The sequence below is a fragment of the Pseudoalteromonas sp. SWYJZ98 genome (assembly GCF_015864495.1).
In the GTDB taxonomy this organism is placed as follows: Bacteria; Pseudomonadota; Gammaproteobacteria; order Enterobacterales; family Alteromonadaceae; genus Pseudoalteromonas; species Pseudoalteromonas distincta.
Map to the genome: position 1 here is coordinate 17,768 of NZ_JADYXA010000014.1, position 22,694 is coordinate 40,461.

Sequence of the window (22,694 nt, forward strand, 5' to 3'; positions counted from 1 at the left end):
GATTGTGAACGCTTTTTATTACTTCACTAAAGCTTGCAATACACAAAGCGGCACTAAGCCGCTTTAATAGAAATACGTGATGGATGAAAAATCATAGTGATTTTTCTATATCTTCTTGAGATGTATGGCGAATATCTTTGCCATTAACAAAATAAATAATGTATTCAGCAATGTTCTGACAGCGATCACCAATACGCTCTAATGAGCGAACAGACCAAACTAAGTCCATGATTTTAGGGATTGAGCGTGGATCTTCCATCATGTAAGTCATTATTTGACGTGTGATAGCTTCATATTCGCGGTCAACTTTTGCATCTTCTTTATGTACTTGAAATGCGCGTTGCACATCCATACGCGCAAATGCATCTAGTACGTCGTGTAGCATTTTTAAAACTTGACGGCCCATATTTTCAATATTTACTAATAAATCTTGCTGATCTTTAGTAAATGAGTCTAGTGCAACTTTAGCAATTCGCTCAGCTTCATCGCCAATACGTTCTAAATCAGCAATTGTTTTTGCAATTGCAATCACTAAACGTAAGTCGCTTGCTGCAGGCTGGCGACGCGCAATAATACGCGTACATTCTTCATCAATGCTTACTTCCATAGCATTCACTTTATAATCGTTCTGACGTACTTTTTGAGCAAGCTCAGCATCGTTACGACTCACCGCATCAAGCGCACTATTTAACTGCTGCTCAACTAATCCACCCATGCTTAATACATGATTACGTACATTTTCTAGCTCTTGGTTAAAACGCCCAGAAATATGTTTATTAATATTATGTTCCATAGTTACCTTCTCTCTTTATCTTGCACAACACGCTATAACGGACTAATTAACCGTAACGACCGGTAATGTAATCTTCGGTCTTTTTCTTCGTTGGTGTAGTAAATAAGGTATTTGTGTCTGAGTACTCAATCAATTCGCCCATATACATAAAGGCTGTTTGATCAGATACGCGTGCCGCTTGTTGCATGTTATGAGTAACAATAACAACGGTAAATTGGTTTTTTAAATCGTTTATTAGCTCTTCGATTACCAAAGTAGAAATTGGGTCGAGTGCTGATGTTGGTTCATCAAGTAAAAGTACCTCAGGCTCAATTGCAATTGAGCGAGCAATAACTAAACGCTGTTGCTGACCACCCGATAAGCCAAACGCGCTATCGTGTAATCTATCTTTTACTTCATCCCATAAAGCAGCACCACGAAGTGATTGCTCTACCACTTCGTCTAACTTACGCTTCTCTTTAATGCCTTGTAAGCGTAGGCCATAAACCACATTTTCATAAATTGATTTAGGAAATGGGTTAGGACGCTGAAACACCATACCTACATTACGACGAAGTGCTGCTACATCTACGCTCTTATCGTAAATGTTTTGACCGTGAAGTAATATTTCACCTTCAATACGACAAATATCAACCAAATCGTTCATGCGGTTAATACAACGTAATAGAGTTGATTTACCACAACCTGATGGTCCTATAAACGCAGTTACTTGGCCTTTTGGAATGTTCATATTTACTTTATTAAGCGCTTGCTTATCACCGTAGTAAAGATCGAGATCTTTAATCTCTAGCGCTTTTTGGTCATCCGTTAAATTTTCTAGGTCTAACTTCTGGCCTATATTAGCTTGGTTTACTTTTGGAGCGACTGTAATCATTTTTGTTACCTATAAAATCTTTACTAATTAGTGTTCAAGCGATCTGAATTTTTCACGTAAATGGTTACGTATACCAATGGCCGTTATGTTTAGGGTAATAATCACCGACACCAATAAAAAGGCCGTTGCGTATACCAGCGGGCGTGCCGCTTCAACATTAGGGCTTTGGAAGCCAACATCGTATATATGAAAGCCTAAGTGCATGAACTTTCTATCTAAGTGAAAATACGGGAAGTTGCCATCAAGTGGTAATGTAGGGGCCATTTTTACGACGCCTACTAGCATTAACGGTGCAACTTCACCTGCAGCACGCGCAACTGCCAGTATTAAACCGGTCATAATTGCAGGGCTTGCCATTGGAATAATTATGCGCCATAACGTTTCTACTTTTGTTGCGCCAAGCGCTAGTGAACCATCACGTACGGTACTTGGAATACGAGATAAACCTTCTTCAGTCGATACAATAACAACTGGCAGCGTTAGTATAGCGAGCGTTAATGCCGACCACATTACACCTGGCGTACCAAATACTGGCGTTGGCGACGATTCTGGATAAAATAGTTGGTCTAAGCTACCACCTAACATGTATACAAAAAAGCCAAGGCCAAATACACCATATACAATTGAAGGAACACCAGCCAAGTTAATCACCGCGATACGAATCATTTTAGTGATTGCATTTTTAGCGGCGTACTCGTGTAAGTAAATTGCAGCAACAACGCCAAACGGTGTCACTATTACAGCCATCAACATAACCATAAACACAGTACCAAATATAGCAGGGAAAACACCGCCCTCTGTATTTGCTTCACGTGGATCATCAGATACAAACTTACCTAGCTGTACAAAATAGTGACCTAGCTTTGCAAAAAAGCCCATGTCGTTTGGAAACCAAACATCAAGTACTTGGTACATCGGAATCGTTACAACCTCACCGCGCATATCTTTTACAGTTACGTGGTCACGCTTAGCTTGCTTGCGTAGTGCAAATAAATCTTTTTCAAGTACACCATACTGTGCACGTAATTCAGCACGCTCTTGAGCAAGCTCAGCAACACGCTCATCAGTAAGTGCATTATCGAGTAAGTAGCCCTTTTCTTTTAAACGAAGGCGTTCAAGTGCGTAGTTAATATGCCCAATGTCACCATTTTGTAAATCAAGTGCTTCGTCGTTTAAATCCACGGCACGCTCTACAAGTTCATGTAGAGCTTCAATTTTATCGCCTTCGACTGGTTTACCATCTTTAATTACACTTTCAACATAACCATAAAAATTACCGTTTTTACTACGCTCAAATACAGCAAGCGTTGCAGGCGTTGTTTTATTTTTAATGTCGGTTTCTAATATCCAACGAAAGTCTAAATCTACATACTCACGATTACCTGTTTTAATAAGTAAGCGCTCTATTTCTTCTTTTTCAAATCCGCTAACGTCAATACCTGTCGCGGCTAAACGCGTTTTTGGTACTAATTCACGGTCATAAACTTCGCCAATAACGGTTTGTTTTGAAATTGACCCTTCAAGTTCAAACTGCACAACTTCTGAAGGCCAGAAAAAACTTAATCCTTTCCAGGCTATCATTGCTAATAAGCCTAGAACTGAAATTAAACTGATGCTCACTGCACCACCGGTCATCCAAATCCAAGGAGAACCAGACTTAAACCACTGCTTTACCATGTCATGTCTCTCCGCTTACATTGAGCTATATTTTTCACGCAGTTGCTGGCGAACAAACTCAGCGACTGTGTTAAAAATGAATGTGAATATGAATAGTACAAAGGCCGCTAAGAACAATATTCTGTAATGCGAACTACCTACTTCTGATTCAGGCATTTCAACTGCAATATTTGCTGCAAGCGTACGCATACCTTGGAAGATGCTCCAATCCATAATAGGTGTATTACCCGTTGCCATAAGTACAATCATGGTTTCGCCAACGGCTCGGCCAAGTCCCATCATTACCGCAGAGAAAATACCAGGGCTTGCTGTAAGTAATACAACACGTATTAGTGTTTGCCACTGCGTTGCACCTAATGCTAATGAGCCATTTGATAAATGCTTTGGAACACTAAATACGGCGTCTTCTGCAATTGAGAATATAGTTGGAATAACTGCAAACCCCATCGCAATACCTACAACAAGCGAGTTACGTTGATCGAATGTCATACCCAGCTCATTTGTTAAGTACTGACGTACATTGCCGTCAAACATCCAAAGCTCAACAAATTCACTCATCGCAAACGAAAACCAGCCAATAAGTAAAACGACCGGAATAAGGATAATTGAATGAGATCCTTCAGGAATTCGATGACGAATTTTGGTTGGTAATTTAGTCCAAGCTAAACCTGTCGCTAACATACCTAAAGGTAATAATATGAGTAACCCAACAATTGCAGGTAAGTGCTCTTCTATCAATGGAGCTAACCAAAGACCGGCTAAAAAACCTAAAATAACGGTTGGTAATGCTTCCATTATTTCAACAGTGGGCTTAACTACCTTACGTAATTTACTCGACATAAAGTATGCCGTGTAAATTGCCGCCGAAAGCGCAATAGGCACTGCAAATAACATCGCGTAAAGGGCTGCTTTTAATGTACCAAACGAAATTGGCACTAATGAAAACTTAGATTCAAAGTCATCACTGGCTGATGTTGACTGCCATATATAACCTGGCTCTGGGTAACCTTCGTACCACACTTCTTGCCAAAGCGCTGACCAAGTGACTTCTGGATGCTCGTTATGTATTTCTAATACTGTTAGTTTGTTATCCGCCAAAATTAATGCAGCATTTGAACGTGGTGCAATTGCAAAGTTTTGTATTGCGCCTTCACTTACTTTACCTTGCCATAATTTTGCTTCGCTTGTTGTGTAGTACACCCCAAGCTCACCGTTACTGCTGGTCGTAAAAAAAGTACGACGATAGAACTCTGTAAATACATTTAATTTACTTTGCTTAGTCGTTTCAAATGAACGTATTTTTTGATATTCGCGGCCAGTGTCAGTGTTAACTTCAAACCACTGCGAAACTTCGCCGTTATCATTGGCAAGCATTAATGAGTTTGCACCTGCTAGTAATTGTGCAGATACAATATTGGCATTTTCTTCGTTAGCTGAAAGTAACTGAATTTGTTCTACATCACTTGGGTCACGTGTATCGTATACGTAAACTTGATTAGCAGAACGTACAAAAGTACGGGTTGTATCTGGAGACATTAATAGCTCATCTACACGCCCTTCAACATCTAGCTCTGTGCGCTCAACAACCCACTCAACTTCGCCAGTAAACATATTCTCTTCAGCAACAAAACTGCTAAACAGCACCCGTTTGTCTTCTGTAAGTGCGACAACGGCTGTTCTGTCTTCATAGTGGCTAAATGCAAAGCGTTTAATAGCTGAGCCTTGTTCATCTACTTCCAAAGCCATTTCCCCAAGAGGAAAGTCTAAACGAGGCGTTAATTTACGCTCGTTATTAGGAAAGGTGACCAAAAATTTAGGTGCTACGACCATTACAGTGCCATCTTTTAAACCAAACGCATAATGCCCTTGAAAAGGCGCGCTAGTTGCAAAGCTTGTTGCATCACTTGGTAGCTCGGCGTTTAATGTTTTAAGCTTTTTACCAAAGCTGCCATCTTGCACACTGTAAAAATCAACCTGCCCTTGCTGACTGAGTAAATAAGCAACTTCAGTTTGCTCTTCTACACCTAGGCCTGCTATTTGCTGCGAATTAGCGACCTGAAAGCTATCGCGTTTTTCTACTTTTGCTGATTCAAAAATTGGCTGTACTACATAAAGAAGGTAAAAAAATATTAATAGCAGTGCTACCAATACCATTATCCCACCTGCGGTTATACCAAATTTGGCAAACCGATCTTTAAATAGACGGCTTCGATCCGTATTAAAAGTCGGTTTATTCGGATTTGAAGTCATCAAAACACCCTTAAATCTTAACGTTGAATAAATTATATTTCATCAAGATGACAGTAATGTTACAGCAGTAATAATAAGCACGTTAAAACGGTTTTAAATAAAACTAGCGAAGAAAATCGCTAAATAAGTCTCATATAGATGATTTTTAAGTGAACTAAATTATAAAATAATTGGACAAAGCATTTATCGAGGTCAATACTAAAAGAGTACTTACTAAATAAGAATGACTATTAATACCGCGTATAGTCAACACAACCATATTCATTTTTATTGCTTTAAAATTAACGATTTATAGAAAGTACAACAACACACAATTTAGATTAGACAATACACTTAATGCCTATGCATTTACTTTCTTTGGGCTTAAAAAGAGAATTATTTATGAAGCAGTTGGTTATAACTATTTTAGGGAAAGATCGCCCTGGTTTAGTAGAGAGCATCTCATCAGTCGTATTACAAAATCATGGCAACTGGCTTAGTAGTAACTTAAGCCATTTATTAGGTCATTTTGCAGGTATTATTCAACTTGAAGTTGCTGAGGAGCATTTTCAATCATTACAAAGTGCTTTAAATAAGTTACCTAAGTTAGACGTTCGTATTGAAACCGGAAACACAGAGATTGAACCATCAACACTAGAGCAAATTAATCTAGTTATAACAGGTAACGACCGTCCTGGGATTGTTCAAGAACTGGCAAGTGTAATACGTCATAAAGGCGCTAATATTACTCACTTAAATTCAAGACAACAAAGTGCACCTAATTGGGGAGTGCCTATTTTTAGCGCTGTTGCTACTGTTACTTTGCCAAATGGTATGGATAAAGACGAAGTTATTGAAGCATTGGAATCAATTACAAGTGATTTAATTGTAGATACAGAAGAAGTTTAACCTCCATTTATGCGTGCCATACAACTGACACGCATACCATTTTAGTCCATCAAAATGCTCTGCAGATTATTTAACGCAGACATAAAATAAGCCGATGCAAGCATCAGCTATTTTAAATAATCACCTTAAAGCTAATAAGAGCGAGATAAACTCAGTAATCCCGCTCTTTTATAAAGCTACATATCCATATGACGATTAGTACTTTGCATCATTTGCTTTATACCTTGCTTTTCAAGCTCTAGTATTTGTTGAAGCTTTTCTTGCCCACTTTGAGTTTCAGCGCGTTCAAGTAAGTATTCATATAACTCAATCACTTTTTGATGTCGCTCTGATAAGTAAGCTTGAATAACTTTCTCATCAAATTGCTGGTCTTTACTAATGTCTTCGAAAGTAATTAGCTCAGGATTTTTAGCAAAGTATTCATAACTGTACGTATCGAGCGTATTTATTTCAGTTATCGCTTTAAACCCGACTAAATCTTCGGCGAGTTTTTTTTCGTAATTTAGGTAGTAGTCCACCAGCATTGCATTATGTTCATCGAGTAAATCCTTTACGCTATAAAAATTAGCCGCCATTTGCGTATGAAACAAAACGGTCCAATCGTATACCTCTTTAATTGTTTTAACTTGCATGTGCATTCCTTACTTAGTTGACTGTATAGGTAATACACTGCGTAAAGCGTGCCAATTAAAAAGCCATTTAAAAACAGTTGGTTAATTTAAATATGAGTAATAACTAGCTCTTTAATAGAACAACTTACAAATTATAGGTAATTTTTATAGAGCAATGCGTGGGTAGTAACCGCACTGCTCTATCGTCTTGTTGCTTTACATTATTTAAGTCCTTGTTTGCGCCACAGTAGGTAAACCGCAGGAATAACAAGTAAGGTGAGTACAATTGCACTGCCCATACCGCCAACCATAGGTGCAGCTATTCGACTCATTACTTTGCTTCCGGTGCCTGTGCCATACAGCACAGGTAGCAAGCCAATAATAATTGTCGCGACAGTCATCATAACCGGGCGTACTCGAAGCCCTGCACCTTCAATAATAGCTTGCTGTAATTGCACTAAACTAAGTGGCTTATCTGCCTGCTCTGCTTCGATGCATTTTTCTTGATAGGCTTGGTTTAAATACACCAACATAATGACCCCAATTTCTACCGCTACCCCAGCTAAGGCAATAAAACCTACACCCACTGCAACTGAAAAGTTAAAGCCCTCTAAATACATTAGCCATACGCCACCAATCATTGCCAGTGGCAACGTAGCCATAATAATAGTGACCTCAGCAAAGCTTCTAAAATTAAGATAAAGCAACACAATAATAATCGCTAATGTAAGTGGTAATACATAAGTCAGTTTGTCTTTAGCGCGCTGCATGTATTCATACTGCCCAGCCCACGTAATTGAGTAGCCAGCAGGTAGTATTAGGTCCTTATCGAGCACTTGCTGAGCGTGCTCAACGTAAGTACCAATATCAACGCCATCTATATCAATAAAACTCCAACCGTTTAAACGTGCATTTTCGCTTTTTATACCAGGCGGTCCATCTTCAATAAATACATTGGCTACATCACCAAGTGCTATACGCTGCCCTGTAGGCGTTACAATGGGTAACAACATTAGCTCTTCTGGCGAGTCTCTGTATGCTTGCGGGTAACGCAAATTAACTGGGTAGCGCTCTTGCCCTTCTACGGTTTGAGTTACGTTTGTACCACCAATTGCAGTAGATACAACTTGCTGTATGTCGCTAATATTTAAGCTATAGCGCGCGGCTTTTTCACGATTTATATCTACTTTTATATAACGTCCACCGGCTACTCGCTCTGAGTAAACCGATGCAGTGCCTTGTAGATCTTTTAAAAGCACTTCTATTTGTTGACCAATTTTTTGAATTTCACTCAACTTTGGTCCCGCAACTTTAATGCCCACGGGAGTTTTAATACCGGTTGCGAGCATATCAATACGTGTTTTAATTGGCATTACCCACGCATTCGTCAACCCCGGAAACTTAACCAAACCGTCGAGTTCTTTTTTAAGTTTTTCAAGGGTCATACCATCGCGCCATTCATCTTTTGGTTTTAACTGAATAAACGTCTCTATCATTGTAAGCGGCGCAGGATCTGTTGCAGTTTCTGCTCGCCCAACTTTACCAAATACTGTTTTAACCTCGGGTACTGTGGCAATTAGCTTGTCGGTTTGCTGTAGTATTTCGCGCGCTTTACCTACCGATAAACCAGGATACGTTGTGGGCATATACATTAAGTCGCCCTCATCAAGTGGCGGAATAAATTCACTGCCTATTTTGTTTACCGGGTAAAAGCCAATAACAGAAACAACCACCGCGAGTACCAATGTCATTTTTGGAAATTTAAGCACCCAGTTAAGTAGTGGGCGATACGCTGCGACGAGTAATCGGTTAACTGGATTTTTTTGCTCCGAAATAACTTTACCTCTAATAAAGTAACCCATTAATACCGGCACCAAGGTAATCGCAAGCCCAGCAGACGCTGCCATAGCATAGGTTTTAGTGTAAGCCAGTGGCGCAAACATACGTCCTTCTTGCGCTTCTAAAATAAATACCGGCATAAAGCTGACGGTAATAATTAATAAACTAAAAAATAATGCAGGACCCACTTCACTCGCCGATTTAGCCACAACTTCCCAGCGGTTTTCGTTGGTAAGGGGCGTTTTTTCCATATGTTTGTGCATATTTTCAATCATGACGATAGCGCCGTCGGTCATTGCACCTATCGCTATTGCAATTCCTCCTAAAGACATAATGTTGGCGTTAATCCCCTGCCAATACATAATTATAAATGCCGTTAAAATCCCAAGCGGTAACGTAATAATCGCCACCAATGATGAGCGCACATGAAACAAAAACACCACACACACCAAAGCAACTACAATCAGCTCTTCAATTAGCTTACTTGTTAGATTATCTACCGCGTTATTAATTAAGTTGGAGCGATCGTACACAGGGATTATTTCAACGCCCTCTGGTAATCCCTTTTTAAGTGATTCTAATTTTGCTTTTACCAGCTCAATAGTTTTTTGTGCATTTTCGCCATAGCGCATAATAACAATGCCGCCGGTTACTTCGCCTTCGCCATTAAGCTCTGCAATACCACGGCGCATTTGCGGCCCGACTCTAATATCGGCTACATCACGCAATTGCAGCGCAGTACCATTAGCGTTTACACCAAGCGGAATAGCTTCTAGGTCGGCAACACTTTTAATGTAGCCTGTGCTTGTTACCATGTATTCAGCTTCAGCCATTTCAACTACCGAGGCGCCCATCTCTTGGTTGCCTTGTTGAATCGCCGTTTGAATAAGGCTAAGCGGGATACCATATGCACGTAATTTATCAGGCTCTACATTGACTTGGTATTGCTTAACCATGCCACCAACAGCAGCCACTTCAGATACACCGGGCACAGTTTGTAGCTCAAACTTTAAAAACCAATCTTGTAAGCTTCGTAGCTGACTAATATCGTGTTTATTTGTTTTATCAATTAGTGCGTATAAGTAAATCCAACCTACGCCTGTTGCATCAGGGCCAAGCTCTGGCGTAGCGCTATCGGGCAATCGGTTTGCTGCTTGGCTTAGGTATTCTTGTACTCGGCTACGCGCCCAATACAAATCAGTTTTTTCGTCAAAAATAACGTAAACGTACGAGTCACCAAAAAACGAAAAACCCCTTACAGTTTGTGCACCCGGCACAGAAAGCATTGCAGTGGTGAGCGGAAATGTAACTTGGTCTTGCACTACTTGCGGCGCTTGCCCCGGGTAAGTAGTTTTTATAATGACCTGAACATCAGATAAGTCAGGTAAGGCATCCACGGGCGTATTTTTTAGTGCAAACAATCCTCCACCCAGTAAAATTAATGTAAGCAACAACACAAAAAAGCGATTGCCAACAGACCAGCGAATAATGGCAGTTATCATAATGGCTCCTAGTGAGAACTATGTTGCATAGGTTGCATAGTAGAATGATCAATCAGCTCTGCGTTTTGCGCTTTAGTAATTACAAATTCATCATTAATAATGCTAAAAGTAAAATTAATATGCTGGGCATTTTCAAACTGAGTAATATCAATATCTGGCGCTAATACAAAGTCCATTGTGGCGGGTTCTCGATTCCATTTTTCAATGGCTTCTCGACTAATATTTATAATGCGATTTTGTGTATCTATGGCATTAATAGTGCCGTTAACCGTGGCGCTTTGTGGCTGCATATCCATGTTCATATTAGAGTCTGAACCAGAATCCGAGCTCATACCTGAGCTAATACCAGAACTAGGCATTTCCATTCGCTTAAAGTCAGAGCTTTTACTCGATTCAGAGTCTATTAAAAATTGCGCTGAAGTCACTACCGTGTCACCTGTCATTACACCTGACAAAATCACCGCTTCATTACTATTAATTTGCCCAACGTCGACTTCTACCGATTTAAAACGACCCTCACCTAATGCAATAACTACACGGTTTTGATGCTGCGTGCGAATTACCGCTTCTTTAGAGACTGTAAATTGCGCCTTACTCGCTTTAGCGTGAATGCTCACTTGTGCAAACATATTTGGTTTTAACCGATGATCTGCATTTTCAAACCTAAGCCTTACACGCAGAGTCCGGTTTTTAGCATCAAGCGCGGGGTAAATGTAATCAACCTTACCTTCCCACTTTTGACCTTTTAAGTAATCAAGTGTCATTGTAACGGGCAACCCAACACTCACTTGTTCTGATTGGCGCTCGAACACTTCCGCCTCTACCCAAATTTCATCAAGCTGGGCAATACTCATCATTGATGTGCCTGGTTTAACGTAAAAGCCTTCTCGTACTGTTAGCTCATCTACCACACCACTTTGCTTTGCGTAAAAAGTAATATTTTGCATTATCTTTTTATTTTTTTGTAAGCGCTCGATAAATCCATCAGACACATTTAACGACTCTAAACGCGCCTTTGCAGCCCGAATTAACACGGTATTATTACGATTAACCGCCAATAAAAGCTCTTCCTGTGCGTTCACCAATTGTGGTGAATACAATGTATATAAAGGCTCACCGGCTTTAACTTCTGCGCCTTGTGCTTTAACATATAAACTTTCAATCCAGCCTTCTACACGCGGATGAATGTGAATAAGTTGGTCTTGGTTATATTGCACATAACCCACAGTATTTATATCGCTGTGAAGTGTTTTAAGCTCTACTTTGGCAGTTCTTACACCAAAGTTATTAACTACTGCAGGCGAAATAGTTACAGCACCAGGTCCATCCTGAGCGTTGCTAGCGTTTTCATACACAGGTACTAAATCCATTCCCATTGGCGAAAGCCCTGGCGTGTCACGCCTGTAATTACTATCCATAGGGGCTACCCAATATAAGGGCTGTTTGTCTGCGCTTTGTTGTTCATTCATTGCCGAGTTGCTAGGTAAAAACTGCATTACTAAGCCGCCTATTAACCCAAAGGCGCCTGCGCCAACTAAGGCGGCAACAAGTAACTTTAAATTAGTATTCATTGTGTAATTCTCCAGTTTGCTCGCTCATTACTTGGGGGTCTAAGCTACTTGCATAATAATTAAGGCGGGCGGTAATAATATGTTGATCTACTTGAATATTCAGTGCATCAATTTTGGCGTTAAGTTCACTAATGCGCGCGCGCATCACGTCAGAAAAATCCCCGTCGTCGCGTGTATAAGCATTTAGTGTTGCCTGAGATTGCTCTGACATTTGCGGTAATAACGTATTTTGATAAAGCGCATCGCGTTTTTGCAAACGAGCGAGTTGGCTAAACTCCTTAAAGTACATGCCTTTGAGTTTTTGAAGCGCCACCAGCTTTTGTGTTTTAGTAGCTTCTGCACTCGCAATAGCCGATTTAACCTGTTGATCTTGTCTGTTATCAGTAAACAATGGCAAATCAATACTAAACCCTACAGAGAGTAAATCAGCTCGCGACTCACCCATCGGGGTATCATCCCGGTAACCATAACCCACATTAACGCCCATCTGAGGTTTGTAGCTTTGCTTAGCGAGTGCAACTTCGGTTTGCTTTGCCGTTACGGTTTTATCTATCGCAATAATTGCGGGATGCGTCATAAGCAACTGTATTAGCTCATCAAATTCAAGGCTCGCAAAATCAACCAGCCCTGCGGTTTTAGTAAACTCAGTATTTAAAGGCTGCATAAGCATATTCATAGGTAACCACTGTGCTAAACGGTTTTTAGCACTTTCAAATTGCTGCTCAAGCATAACCAGCTTATCTTCAAGACGGGTGAGTTCTAATTGCGCACGAATAATATCTTGCTGACGTGTTTTACCTAAGGTGCTTGCGTAGCTTGCTTCGGTAATGTCAATAAGTTGAGTAAATAGCCCTTTATCTAGCTCAATTAAAGCAATACTTCGCTGAGCACGATACGCGTTTAACCACGACTCAATCACAATTGCTTTTACTTGTGCTAAGCGATCGGCGCGCTGCGAAGGGTATTGTTGAGCAGACTGTGCTAATGCTTTTTGTCTAAGCGCTAAACTATTCCCTCGGCTAAACTTTTGGCTCAAATCAACTTTAAGCTGCGTCATCCCTTCTTGATCAAACGCATAACCGTTAGTAGGTAAGTTGAGTAAGCCAACCGTTAAAACAGGATCGGGTAAGGTGCCAGCGGCAATGCTTTGCGCTATTGCTGCATCTTCTTGGTAGCCACTCGCTTTTAGCCATGGCTCATGCGTTAGCGCATAATTAAGCGCTTGCGTTAAGCTAAGCGTTTGCTCATTACTAGTTTGCTTTAGTGTTTCGGTATTTAGGTTATTTTGATTGTTTTGCGCATTAACGGCTGTGCTAAATAACACAACACTACATAATACGACTTTAATACTTACAGCGTGGTTCATCACCTGCTCCATCTAAAAATAAAAGAAAATCTTAAATTAGGAAGCAAAAAAGGTGTTTAGGAGTTACCAATAAACGGGGTTACCGCAATTTTTACATACACCTATCCTGCTATTAAGCAGACATAGGAGGGCGGTAGAGTGAACGAGGTATATTAATTTGTGTAGTAAATACACGTACATTTACTTTTTCAGATTCAAGTAAAGTAACGCTAAATAAAGTATCAACATTAAGCATTGAGTTAGCAGCGCAGCCACTCATAGGGCATTTACAGTCATTTTGTGGCGTACTTTCGTCGTCGCAACAATCCATCTGCATCATATTTTCAGACATGCTAACGACAGCTGTTGCATCACTACTTTGTGTCATTGGCATTTGGGCATGCGTTGCTGTCTTAGTTGGCATATGTGGCATTTCGCATACCATAGCTACAGACGCAACTGCCTGACCCACAAAAGTGAGCAGTAAAGTTATCATGAGTAAACTAGAGTAAAAACGTTGCAACATTATGCCTTTTAATAAACTTTAAAATGATTGTAAGGTAACCTAACGGCAACCACAAATACTTTAATTATGTAGACTGCGGTTTAGCAGGTGTTTTAATTAAGTTACTCGCGATAATTGCAAATATACAATATGCGCTAAAATACCAAAACCCTTCACCAAATTGTGCATTCATAACAAGTAGCTCGCCACTTTTACCATGGGCGTTACCTGCTAAGTAAGTCACTATTAATGCAATAACAAATACATCAACCATGCTCCACTTACTTAATGCACAAATAACCAGACCGAGCTTTTGCTTAAACCCATTCAAAGGTAGGCAACAATAAAGCAACTGTAATAATAGCTTTAAGCTTGGAATAACAATAGAAAACAACCCCACTAAAGCGGCTACAAATAAATTATTATTGCTAGCAAGCTCTTTAACTGTGCCTAAAATACTTTGTGTTTTGTTATAGGCGCTAATCTCACCTTCTAACTTATCAAGCCCTAGCATGTTCGAGAACATCATTAGCATACTGCGAGTTCGACCATCGCCCTCTTCAGCCAGCATTTCAATACCCGCTTGCGCTAGTTTTGATTTATCTATGTTGCCCTCTATTGTTAATACTGGTTTTGTAATACCAGGAAACAATAAACAAAGAGCAACCACTACACTTATAACCGACAACCAATTACGCATATTTATTCTGCTATTGCCTCAATAATGTCGTCACTGTATAAAACAGCATCCAGTAAAAAATTAAATATATGCCCAACATGTTGTTCGGGATTTATTTTAGCTAGTTGAACCATCGCCTTATCAATATTATCTACTTCAAACTCTTTTATTAGCGATAAACACTCACCTAAAGTGCCTTTTTCAAGTAGTAACGCATCAGATATTGCAGCATCTAAAGTAAACTCTTTAACTATGTCTTTTAAATCGCCATCTAAAATGGCATCAAGCACAGAAAACAAACCCACTAGATAGCCTTGCTCAGTCAGTTCTTTATTATTTTGCTCTAAAATAAGCGACATAAATTGTGCCCGAGTTAAAGCAAGCTTAGTTAACTCAGTTGGTTTTTCGACCCCCAACTCACTAATTGCTAATACACGAACAAATTGCCTTATTGTATCTTCACCTAAATAAATAACCGCTTGTGAAATAGAAGTAATAACTAAATTTGCTTTGCCTGAACGCGCGTTAGCCAGCTTTAAAACCCTGGCTGTTATGGCTACATCTCTGGCCACTCGTTGATGAACTTCTTTAAAGCAAAGTGTTTGTTTTGCTGTAAAACGCAATAGATCAAAAACAGTTAACTTTGAAGGCTCTACACCTTTATACGTAATCATTTCTGGGCGAGAAAAAAAGAACCCCTGAAATAAATCACAGCCTGCCAATTTTAATATATTAAATTGTTCATGCGTCTCTATTCGTTCAACAATTATTTTTGCATGTGGATTTGCGCGTTTTATTTTTTTAATGCGCATATTGGTTTTAATAACCGGATCATCTATCTCAATTTTTATGTAATCAACATGTGCTAATAGTGGCTCCCATTTTGGATCGCCATCGTAATCATCAAGTGCAAAAACATACCCTTCTTTTTTAAGTTCTTGCACACGCTCAGCAACCGCAGGAATATTACCCGTGCGCTCTACTATTTCAATAACACTATTTTCTGGCAATAAAAGTTTGGGAAAGTTATCGAGAATAGTTTCTGATGACAAGTTTATAAAAGCTAAATGATGCGCGGTAAGTCTATCTAAACCTACCAACATTAATGCATTAAAAAACAGGCGGCTTGTCGCATGCACATCAGAAGTGCCCACAGGAAACGCATTATTGGCTGAATCTCGATAGAGTAGTTCGTATGAGAAAACATTCTGATCTATATCAAAAATAGGTTGCCGGGCGACAAACTGAGTTATTTTTTGTACCTCATCAGGTATGTTATTTAATTTCACTTGGCTCTAAACCTATAAATAAGAGATGGCAAAACAGCCAATAATACGTGTACTTTAATGCAACTCGCATAAGATAAACATAGTAACCATTACAAAACAGCTAAAACTACACAATACTCATATAATAACTTTAATATAAAAGGTGGAGCTTTGACCAACTTTTTTCAGATATTAAAAGTTTGTCTTTTGCTATTTATATTTTCAACTTTAGCAAAGCCTAACACCACGCCCTTAAAATATAATGTGGGTGCATCTGGCAACCATTATCCATTTTATACAAACGATTCAGCCAAACCAGGCATTCCCCCCCGGAATAATCAAAAAAGCACTCAAGGCTATATAAAAAGTATTAAAGATAAGTGTATGAGTAATATACCCACACAAAATTAAGGGACTAATGGCGCAGAGCTCGTGTTTTGGAGTATAATAGCAGCAATGTTAACTCGACCAGAATCAGAAAGAGCCCCATGAGTATTGAAAAAGCCTTAATCGAACGTAGTAATAATCAATGTGAATTGTGTGCAGCCACCGAGAACTTATCTGTTTATGAAGTACCACCGGTAACTGAAACCCACTCAGATAAATGTATTTACACGTGTCAAACATGTAAAGATCAAATCGAGAATAACAGCGAAATAATGCCTACACATTGGCACTGTTTAAACGATAGCATGTGGAGCCAAACTCCTGCAGTACAAGTTGTAGCTTACAGAATGCTTTCGCGTTTAGCGCCTGATAATGGCTGGGCACAAGATGCGCTAGACATGATTTACCTTGAAGAAGACACGCTAACCTGGGCTAAAAAAGCACTTGCCGAAGATGACGATTTAAAGCATGTAGATAGTAACGGTGTAGTACTTCAAGCAGGCGATACTGTTACCCTAATTAAAGACTTAGACGTTAAAGGCAGTAGCCTTACCGCTAAACGTGGAACAGCTGTTCGTAATATTGGCCTAACCAGCAACCCTGAACATATTGAAGGGCGAGTTGACGGCCAGCGCATTGTTATTTTAACTAAGTTTGTTAAAAAATAATCGTTTGTTTTTAATTATTAAAGGCGCTAATGCGCCTTTTTTTATGTTTAAAATAAGTTAAGGAATGATTAAGTAACTAGGTAATACACTAAGGACATAATATTGAGTAAGGATAACCAACATGGAAAAGCATCAAGCAGTATCTTCGCGTAAAAAGGCAGTTGCAGGGATTGGCTTATTGGCGCTTAGCGCTTTTGCAGTAACTGGCTGCGGTGAGCAAACTAAATCGACTGAAAACACAGAAATTGCAGAAGCAATAACCAGCCTAACTATCCAAGCTAGCTACAAAGATCGCAGTATGCTTCGCCCTGGCTCGCAATTAATAGTTACGCTTTCCAATGTATCTAAAATGGATGTAAAAGCCGATATAATCACACAAGAAGTGATTGATGTAACCCAAGCCCCGCCATTTACCGTTGAGCTAATTTATGATGCCAGCAAAATTAGCGATAAACATCGCTATAGCCTAAGCGCCAGAATTATAAATAAAGACAAAGTGCTTTACACAAGTACAACAAATCATGACCCGTTTGCAGAATCACAGTTAACTACCCCCTATAAAATTGAGCTTTCAAAAGTGTCGACTCAAAAACCCGATGTAACACTCACAAATACTTACTGGAAAGCAATAACAATAAATGCTCAAACTGTGAATGTTACAACTAAAGAACCATTCATTCAGTTCAATAAAGACCACCGCGTTAATGGCTTTTTAGGCTGTAATAATTTTAGCGGAAGCTATAGCACCGAGCAGCAAACAATTACACTTAGTCAGCTAGCAAGTACAAAAAAGATGTGCTCGGATAATATGAGCCAAGAAGCGGCTATGTCTGACGTACTTAGCAAAACTTCAAAGTGGGAAATAACAGGTGAATCACTAAAACTTAAAAACAGTCGCGGTAATACGCTTGCTACTTTTAGTGCGGTTTATTTTAATTAATATTTAGCTCCCTTATATATATTACCTAACACATTCGTATTGATTTTAAATAAAATGCCCAGCAAAGCTGGGCATTTTATTATTCGTTATAAGCGCTATTTAAAGTTACTCATCAACGAGTTGTTCACTTCTGTAAAAACCACTTGGCTCACTTAACAAACTAACAAGTTCAGGCATTATTGCATCCATTGTTTGCTTTAGCTTCCATGGAGGATTAATTACAATCATGCCCGATGCTGTCATACCGTGTACGTCAGTATCCGCTTCAGTGCCTAATTCAAATAACTGAATGTTGCGCATTCCTGAATCAATTAAGCCCTGCTCCATATTATCAATGCGCTCTCTATCTACAACCGGATACCAAATCATGTAAGTACCTGTAGCAAAACGCTGATGAGCTTTAACTAAGGTTTTTACAACCGTTTCGTAGTCATCTTTAATTTCGTATGGAGGATCAATTAACACACACGCTCTGCGAGATGCTGGTGGTAACAAACCAACTAAACCTGCAAAACCATCTTCTCCACGTACACGAATAGAGCGCTTACCTTGCATGTTTTCTTCAAGTAATAATAAATCGCGCGGGTGCAATTCAAAAAACCAGCCCTTATCTTGGCGGCGCAAGTAATGCTCTGCAATTTTTGGTGAACCTGGATAAAATGCAAGTTCGTCAGTGTCGTTAAATGACTTAATTAATTCAATGTACTCATTAAGCTCAGCATGTTCACTTTTATGTTGCCAAAGTTTTTCAATACCATCTTGATACTCTTGCGTTTTTTGCGCATCAGCAGCTGCCAGTTCAAAAAAGCCAGCACCTGAATGCGTGTCTATATAATCAAGCGGTTTATCTTTAATTGTTTGATAATTTAGTACTTGTGCCAGTACTAAATGTTTAAGTACATCGGCAGGATTACCCGCATGAAATGAGTGTCTGTAACTAAGCATTATTTATTTTCGCCATACGCAATTTAATATCGTAAGTGAACCATAAGCACTAGGCTTTGGCAACTTACACCAAGATAAGAGAGTGTTAAAGTGAACCATTTCTGAATGAAAAAGCTCATATGCTGAATTATCCCTTAACACAGAAGAAAAATCAGCTAAAACCACCGTAAATGCTGGCAAATCAACACACTTTGCTTTACATTTGCATGACATTAATTACAGTTATATGAGCGCCTTTATGAACAACACTACTCTTCAACAACTCGAACAACTGATCGATTCTTTAATCGAACGTAATAATCAATTACAAACAGATGTTGCTACTTTAAAAGAACAGAACACTAAACTAAGCGATGAAAACGAATTACTACAGCTTGAAGCTTTAGAAAATGAAGAAAAGCAAAAAGATGCCAGCACTACTTTATCTGGTCTTCTTGATAAATTACAAAGCGCACAACAGGCTAGCTAATGTCTGAGCTGCAAAACCAGCGGGTCACTGTTGAGTTGCTAGGTAAAGAGCAGCAATTTGCTTGCCCCGAAGGGCAGGAAGATGCATTAATAGCAGCAGCTAAAAATCTAAATGACTTAGTTGAGCAAATGAAACAACGCTCAACCGTTAGAAACGATCAAAAAGCCCTACTAATGGCAGCATTAAACTTAAGCCACGAATTGCTAGAAGCAAAAACACAGGCTACAGTTGAACAACAGCATCAAGACCAATTGATTGATAAACTCAGTCTGCATTTGGCAAATGACCCCAAACACCAAAAATAAAAAGCGCATACTGCGCTTTTTGTTTATTATTAAAGTAATTAAACCTCAGCGTAGAGATAATAAATGAAGTTAAAACTTTCAAACATAACCTCTTCATGTAAGCACTTACTATTGGCATGCACTTTACTATCAATAGCACCTAGCACCTACGCTGCCGTAACTTGGAATACAATAAACCCTCATATTCAGTTTTTAAAGCAACAAGACAAGCTTCGCTTCTACGACTCTAACCAAGTATTAATTGAAGGCGAAAAATGTGCCCTACTGGTTGATACGAGTGCCAATTTTGCTGCAGTTGAACAACTTGCTGAAGATTTAAAAAAACGCCTTAAAACACCTTTATGCTATTTGGTTGCCACGCATTACCATGACGATCACTTGCTAGGTATGGCGGTTATGCAAAATTTTTATCCTGATGCCAAGCTCGTTGTTCATCAGCAAGTAAATAAAAATTTTAGCCTTTACCAAACAGCATATACCGACAAACTAGACACCTATGAAAAGAGCATTGAGCTGAGCTACCAACGGTTAGCGAATGTACCCAAAGAAGAGCAAGCTAAATGGCGTGATAAGTTAAAGCTTGCAAAAAAGCGACTTTTTCGCTGGCAGGAGTATCAGCTTAGCAAACCCGAAATAGTAATTAATAGTCGTAAAATTATCGACCTTGGTGGTTTTGAGGTAACGCTTGAGCCGCAGCAAGCCCATACTAACGGTGATTTAACTATTACTACTAATAATGGCAGTGTGCTGATTGGTGGCGATATCGTTGACTGGCTTCCTTACCCTGGTCACGGCGAACTTAAAAGTTGGCAAACGTTGCTTAAGCAATATATTAACGACGAAAAGCTCACTATTATTATACCTGGCCACGGCGGCACATTAACAAAAGAGCAGCTGAAACAGCCGCTATCATTTTTAACAGCCATAACGGAGCATGTTAAAAACAATAAAGATCAAAGTATTGAGCAGTTAATGCTGTCGTTTCCTGAATCAGTTATTGAGCCTTATAAACAAGAAGCGCTTAATATAAAATCGAGTAACTTTTTTTTACAAGCAGGCCTAAATCGTGTAAAAAGCGCAGAATAACTCAACACAACGGATTGTGTTAAAATAATAAAAGGAATTTACAAAAGTGATCACTATGCGCAGTTTGGTTTTATGTTGTTTGGGTATTTTGTTATTTGGTTGTCAATCAACGGAGCAAGAACCACAAGAAGCTCCACAAATATTTACTCATTTTGAGCCTGACTATACTTATGATATTGACGATGAAGTAGCTCAAACGCCTCAAGTTAATGAGCCAGTTACGCCACTTCAATTCAAAAAAACAATCGTAAAAAAGCGCCCACTAAAAACCACCGATCTGTGGATGCATATAGCCAATAATCTACACTTTACGATTTATCAAAATCGCGCTTTAAAAAAGCGTATCAGCTGGTATGCAAAGCAACCTAACTACTTACAAACGGTGAGCAAACGCGCAGTGCCTTACCTGTATCACATCGTAAAAAAAATTGAGCAAAAGCAATTACCTATGGAGCTCGCATTATTACCATTTGTAGAAAGCGATTTTAGACCAACAATAGCCTCATCACAGCAAGCTGTTGGTGTTTGGCAGTTAGTTGGCGCAACGGCGCATCACTTTGGTGTTAAGTCAGACCAATGGTATGACGGGCGCCAAGACGTACTTGCTTCAACCGATGCTGCACTTGATTACTTAAGTTACTTACACAAACGCTTTGATGGTAATTGGCTACATGCTTTGGCCGCTTATAATAGTGGTGAAGGCCGTGTTAAACGTGCAATCGAAAAAAACAAAAAACGCGGTAAAAGCACCGATTACTGGTCGCTCAGTCTGCCAAAAGAAACTGCTGACTATGTACCCAAATTACTCGCTTTAAGTTATTTAGTTAAACATCCACAAAAGGGCATTAAACGCCCAAAGCTAGCATATAAACCATTTACAACACAGATGAACATAGGCCAGCAGTTCGACTTTTCAGTCATTGCCAAGCTCTCTGGTATAGGTTCAAAGCAGTTACATGCTATTAATCAGGGATATTTAAAAAATCAAAGCTCACCTAACGGGCCGCATACTTTACTGCTGCCTATAGGGCAAGAAGCATTATTAAAAAGTCAGTTCTTCAAATCAAACTTTGCTGGAGAGTACATCGTTAAACAAAACGATACGCTTTACAGTATCGCCAGGCGTTTTAGTATGTCTGTAAAAGCTTTGAAACAACTTAATAATAAAAATAATAATTTAATAGGTGTTGGAGAAAAGTTATTAGTTGGGCAACCTAAAACTCTGCCAAGCACATTAACTGTTGATTACAAAATCAGCCCTTATTTAGAACACCAAGAGATTGCGATTCCCACCATTGAAATAGATTACGAAGTTAAGTCAGGCGATAGCCTTTGGAGTATAAGTCAGCTTTATGATGTACCTCATAGCGACTTGGCAAAATGGAACAAACTCTCTGCATCAAGTATTTTAAAGCCTGGCACTCAATTAGTACTGTTTATACCACAGGCTGAAAAGCAAAAAGCAGCACCAATAAAAAAAGATTTACTGCTAGATTTACAAAAAAAACTAAATCAGCCACGTTAAGTTTATAAACACGTATATTTCGCGTAAAATTGCGCCCTAACATAGTTATTATTTGAAGAGACAAGCATGCAAATTAGCAAAAATTCAGCAGTTGAATTTCATTACACCCTTAGCGAAGCGGGCGAGCAAATTGAAAGTAGCACAAACGAAGCGCCACTTACTTACATTCATGGCAGCGAAGGCATGCTTCCTGGTTTAGAAAAAGCACTTGAAGGCAAAGAAGCTGGCGAAAAATTTAGTGTAACTCTAGAGCCAAGTGAATCATACGGCGAGCGTGTTGATGACTTAATTCAACGTATTCCGCTTAAGCACCTACAAGGCGACGTTAAAGTATGGAAACCTGGTATGACAGCAATGGTTAGCTCTAACCAAGGTCGTCATCAGGTTACTATTGTTAAGGTTGGTCGTTTTAACGCAGATTGTGATTTAAACCACCCATTTGCTGGTAAAACGCTAACGTTTGACGTTGAAGTTATATCGGTACGTGAAGCAACAAGTGAAGAAGTTTCTCACGGACATGTGCACGCTGAAGGCGGCTGCGGTCACTCTCACTAGTTAGCAATAAAG

Annotated in this window: 20 protein-coding genes; 8 read left to right on the plus strand and 12 right to left on the minus strand. The window is 39.4% G+C overall.

Annotated elements, in window-relative coordinates; genetic code table 11:
• Window positions 1–91 precede the first annotated feature (91 nt).
• The 4 genes from phoU to I6F10_RS10500 are packed head-to-tail and all read right to left on the minus strand — an operon-like array spanning window position 92 to window position 5,594.
• Window positions 92–793, minus strand: coding sequence for a phosphate signaling complex protein PhoU (phoU, locus tag I6F10_RS10485; RefSeq protein WP_007586465.1), 702 nt, complete (start codon window positions 791–793; stop codon window positions 92–94).
• A gap of 46 nt (window positions 794–839) precedes the next feature.
• Window positions 840–1,667: a phosphate ABC transporter ATP-binding protein PstB gene (gene pstB / locus I6F10_RS10490; RefSeq protein WP_007586464.1), complete on the minus strand. Its 828-nt coding sequence runs from the start codon at window positions 1,665–1,667 to the stop codon at window positions 840–842.
• Between the two features lie 27 nt (window positions 1,668–1,694).
• Window positions 1,695–3,344, minus strand: a complete 1,650-nt coding sequence (gene pstA / locus I6F10_RS10495; protein ID WP_165743413.1) for a phosphate ABC transporter permease PstA — start codon at window positions 3,342–3,344, stop codon at window positions 1,695–1,697.
• A gap of 15 nt (window positions 3,345–3,359) precedes the next feature.
• Window positions 3,360–5,594 carry an ABC transporter permease subunit gene (locus I6F10_RS10500; RefSeq protein WP_165743416.1) on the minus strand — a complete coding sequence of 745 codons (2,235 nt, stop codon included), beginning with the start codon at window positions 5,592–5,594 and terminating at the stop codon, window positions 3,360–3,362.
• Between the two features lie 381 nt (window positions 5,595–5,975).
• On the opposite strand from I6F10_RS10500, the gene I6F10_RS10505 reads away from it, so the two are divergent.
• Window positions 5,976–6,482, plus strand: coding sequence for a glycine cleavage system protein R (locus tag I6F10_RS10505; protein WP_007586460.1), 507 nt, complete (start codon window positions 5,976–5,978; stop codon window positions 6,480–6,482).
• A gap of 176 nt (window positions 6,483–6,658) precedes the next feature.
• Here the strand turns inward: I6F10_RS10505 and I6F10_RS10510 are convergent, their stop codons facing one another.
• The 7 genes from I6F10_RS10510 to I6F10_RS10540 form a co-directional block, all read right to left on the minus strand.
• Complete coding sequence (locus tag I6F10_RS10510; RefSeq protein ID WP_197098797.1) at window positions 6,659–7,114, minus strand: hypothetical protein; 456 nt, start codon at window positions 7,112–7,114, stop codon at window positions 6,659–6,661.
• 200 nt (window positions 7,115–7,314) lie between these two features.
• Complete coding sequence (locus I6F10_RS10515) at window positions 7,315–10,434, minus strand: efflux RND transporter permease subunit (protein ID WP_165743422.1); 3,120 nt, start codon at window positions 10,432–10,434, stop codon at window positions 7,315–7,317.
• An 8-nt stretch (window positions 10,435–10,442) separates the two neighbouring features.
• On the minus strand, window positions 10,443–12,005 hold the full coding sequence (locus I6F10_RS10520) for an efflux RND transporter periplasmic adaptor subunit (RefSeq protein ID WP_165743424.1): 1,563 nt from the start codon (window positions 12,003–12,005) through the stop codon (window positions 10,443–10,445).
• Complete coding sequence (locus tag I6F10_RS10525) at window positions 11,995–13,371, minus strand: TolC family protein (protein ID WP_165743426.1); 1,377 nt, start codon at window positions 13,369–13,371, stop codon at window positions 11,995–11,997. The genes I6F10_RS10520 and I6F10_RS10525 overlap by 11 nt, the downstream gene beginning before the upstream one ends.
• Before the next feature lie 112 nt (window positions 13,372–13,483).
• Window positions 13,484–13,846, minus strand: a complete 363-nt coding sequence (locus I6F10_RS10530) for a hypothetical protein (protein ID WP_225913250.1) — start codon at window positions 13,844–13,846, stop codon at window positions 13,484–13,486.
• 94 nt (window positions 13,847–13,940) lie between these two features.
• Window positions 13,941–14,555, minus strand: coding sequence for a paraquat-inducible protein A (locus I6F10_RS10535; RefSeq protein WP_007586454.1), 615 nt, complete (start codon window positions 14,553–14,555; stop codon window positions 13,941–13,943).
• Window positions 14,556–14,557: 2 nt separating this feature from the next.
• Window positions 14,558–15,823: an EAL and HDOD domain-containing protein gene (locus I6F10_RS10540; RefSeq protein WP_182194439.1), complete on the minus strand. Its 1,266-nt coding sequence runs from the start codon at window positions 15,821–15,823 to the stop codon at window positions 14,558–14,560.
• Between the two features lie 467 nt (window positions 15,824–16,290).
• Here I6F10_RS10540 and I6F10_RS10545 point away from each other — a divergent pair, with 467 nt between their 5' ends.
• Window positions 16,291–16,857: a PhnA domain-containing protein gene (locus I6F10_RS10545; protein ID WP_024592489.1), complete on the plus strand. Its 567-nt coding sequence runs from the start codon at window positions 16,291–16,293 to the stop codon at window positions 16,855–16,857.
• A 121-nt stretch (window positions 16,858–16,978) separates the two neighbouring features.
• A complete protein-coding gene (locus I6F10_RS10550) occupies window positions 16,979–17,797 on the plus strand; it encodes an META domain-containing protein (RefSeq protein ID WP_101164326.1) in 819 nt (272 codons plus the stop codon).
• Window positions 17,798–17,902: 105 nt separating this feature from the next.
• Here the strand turns inward: I6F10_RS10550 and I6F10_RS10555 are convergent, their stop codons facing one another.
• On the minus strand, window positions 17,903–18,742 hold the full coding sequence (locus tag I6F10_RS10555) for a 23S rRNA (adenine(2030)-N(6))-methyltransferase RlmJ (RefSeq protein ID WP_182194443.1): 840 nt from the start codon (window positions 18,740–18,742) through the stop codon (window positions 17,903–17,905).
• Window positions 18,743–18,980: 238 nt separating this feature from the next.
• Here I6F10_RS10555 and zapB point away from each other — a divergent pair, with 238 nt between their 5' ends.
• The 5 genes from zapB (at window position 18,981) to I6F10_RS10580 (ending at window position 22,682) form a co-directional block, all read left to right on the plus strand.
• The gene (zapB, locus tag I6F10_RS10560) at window positions 18,981–19,211 is read left to right on the plus strand and encodes a cell division protein ZapB (RefSeq protein WP_002957855.1); all 231 of its coding nucleotides are present in this window, start codon (window positions 18,981–18,983) and stop codon (window positions 19,209–19,211) included.
• The gene (locus I6F10_RS10565; RefSeq protein ID WP_024605605.1) at window positions 19,211–19,516 is read left to right on the plus strand and encodes a cell division protein ZapA; all 306 of its coding nucleotides are present in this window, start codon (window positions 19,211–19,213) and stop codon (window positions 19,514–19,516) included. The genes zapB and I6F10_RS10565 overlap by 1 nt, the downstream gene beginning before the upstream one ends.
• Window positions 19,517–19,579: 63 nt before the next feature.
• On the plus strand, window positions 19,580–20,602 hold the full coding sequence (locus I6F10_RS10570; RefSeq protein WP_165743440.1) for an MBL fold metallo-hydrolase: 1,023 nt from the start codon (window positions 19,580–19,582) through the stop codon (window positions 20,600–20,602).
• 55 nt (window positions 20,603–20,657) lie between these two features.
• Window positions 20,658–22,127: a LysM peptidoglycan-binding domain-containing protein gene (locus tag I6F10_RS10575; RefSeq protein WP_197098798.1), complete on the plus strand. Its 1,470-nt coding sequence runs from the start codon at window positions 20,658–20,660 to the stop codon at window positions 22,125–22,127.
• 66 nt (window positions 22,128–22,193) lie between these two features.
• On the plus strand, window positions 22,194–22,682 hold the full coding sequence (locus I6F10_RS10580; RefSeq protein WP_007586440.1) for an FKBP-type peptidyl-prolyl cis-trans isomerase: 489 nt from the start codon (window positions 22,194–22,196) through the stop codon (window positions 22,680–22,682).
• Window positions 22,683–22,694 lie beyond the last annotated feature (12 nt).

Excerpts from the sequence above, each read along its gene's own strand:
- I6F10_RS10530 (WP_225913250.1), bottom strand. The coding sequence starts at position 13,846 with ATGATAACTTTACTGCTCACTTTTGTGGGTCAGGCAGTTGCGTCTGTA.
- I6F10_RS10505 (WP_007586460.1), top strand. The coding sequence starts at position 5,976 with ATGAAGCAGTTGGTTATAACTATTTTAGGGAAAGATCGCCCTGGTTTA.
- I6F10_RS10545 (WP_024592489.1), top strand. The coding sequence starts at position 16,291 with ATGAGTATTGAAAAAGCCTTAATCGAACGTAGTAATAATCAATGTGAA.
- zapB (WP_002957855.1), top strand. The coding sequence starts at position 18,981 with ATGAACAACACTACTCTTCAACAACTCGAACAACTGATCGATTCTTTA.
- pstB (WP_007586464.1), bottom strand. The coding sequence starts at position 1,667 with ATGATTACAGTCGCTCCAAAAGTAAACCAAGCTAATATAGGCCAGAAG.
- I6F10_RS10515 (WP_165743422.1), bottom strand. The coding sequence starts at position 10,434 with ATGATAACTGCCATTATTCGCTGGTCTGTTGGCAATCGCTTTTTTGTG.
- I6F10_RS10580 (WP_007586440.1), top strand. The coding sequence starts at position 22,194 with ATGCAAATTAGCAAAAATTCAGCAGTTGAATTTCATTACACCCTTAGC.
- I6F10_RS10500 (WP_165743416.1), bottom strand. The coding sequence starts at position 5,594 with ATGACTTCAAATCCGAATAAACCGACTTTTAATACGGATCGAAGCCGT.
- I6F10_RS10570 (WP_165743440.1), top strand. The coding sequence starts at position 19,580 with ATGAAGTTAAAACTTTCAAACATAACCTCTTCATGTAAGCACTTACTA.
- I6F10_RS10575 (WP_197098798.1), top strand. The coding sequence starts at position 20,658 with ATGCGCAGTTTGGTTTTATGTTGTTTGGGTATTTTGTTATTTGGTTGT.
- I6F10_RS10550 (WP_101164326.1), top strand. The coding sequence starts at position 16,979 with ATGGAAAAGCATCAAGCAGTATCTTCGCGTAAAAAGGCAGTTGCAGGG.
- I6F10_RS10565 (WP_024605605.1), top strand. The coding sequence starts at position 19,211 with ATGTCTGAGCTGCAAAACCAGCGGGTCACTGTTGAGTTGCTAGGTAAA.
- I6F10_RS10525 (WP_165743426.1), bottom strand. The coding sequence starts at position 13,371 with ATGAACCACGCTGTAAGTATTAAAGTCGTATTATGTAGTGTTGTGTTA.
- I6F10_RS10555 (WP_182194443.1), bottom strand. The coding sequence starts at position 18,742 with ATGCTTAGTTACAGACACTCATTTCATGCGGGTAATCCTGCCGATGTA.
- I6F10_RS10510 (WP_197098797.1), bottom strand. The coding sequence starts at position 7,114 with ATGCAAGTTAAAACAATTAAAGAGGTATACGATTGGACCGTTTTGTTT.
- I6F10_RS10535 (WP_007586454.1), bottom strand. The coding sequence starts at position 14,555 with ATGCGTAATTGGTTGTCGGTTATAAGTGTAGTGGTTGCTCTTTGTTTA.
- phoU (WP_007586465.1), bottom strand. The coding sequence starts at position 793 with ATGGAACATAATATTAATAAACATATTTCTGGGCGTTTTAACCAAGAG.
- I6F10_RS10520 (WP_165743424.1), bottom strand. The coding sequence starts at position 12,005 with ATGAATACTAATTTAAAGTTACTTGTTGCCGCCTTAGTTGGCGCAGGC.
- pstA (WP_165743413.1), bottom strand. The coding sequence starts at position 3,344 with ATGGTAAAGCAGTGGTTTAAGTCTGGTTCTCCTTGGATTTGGATGACC.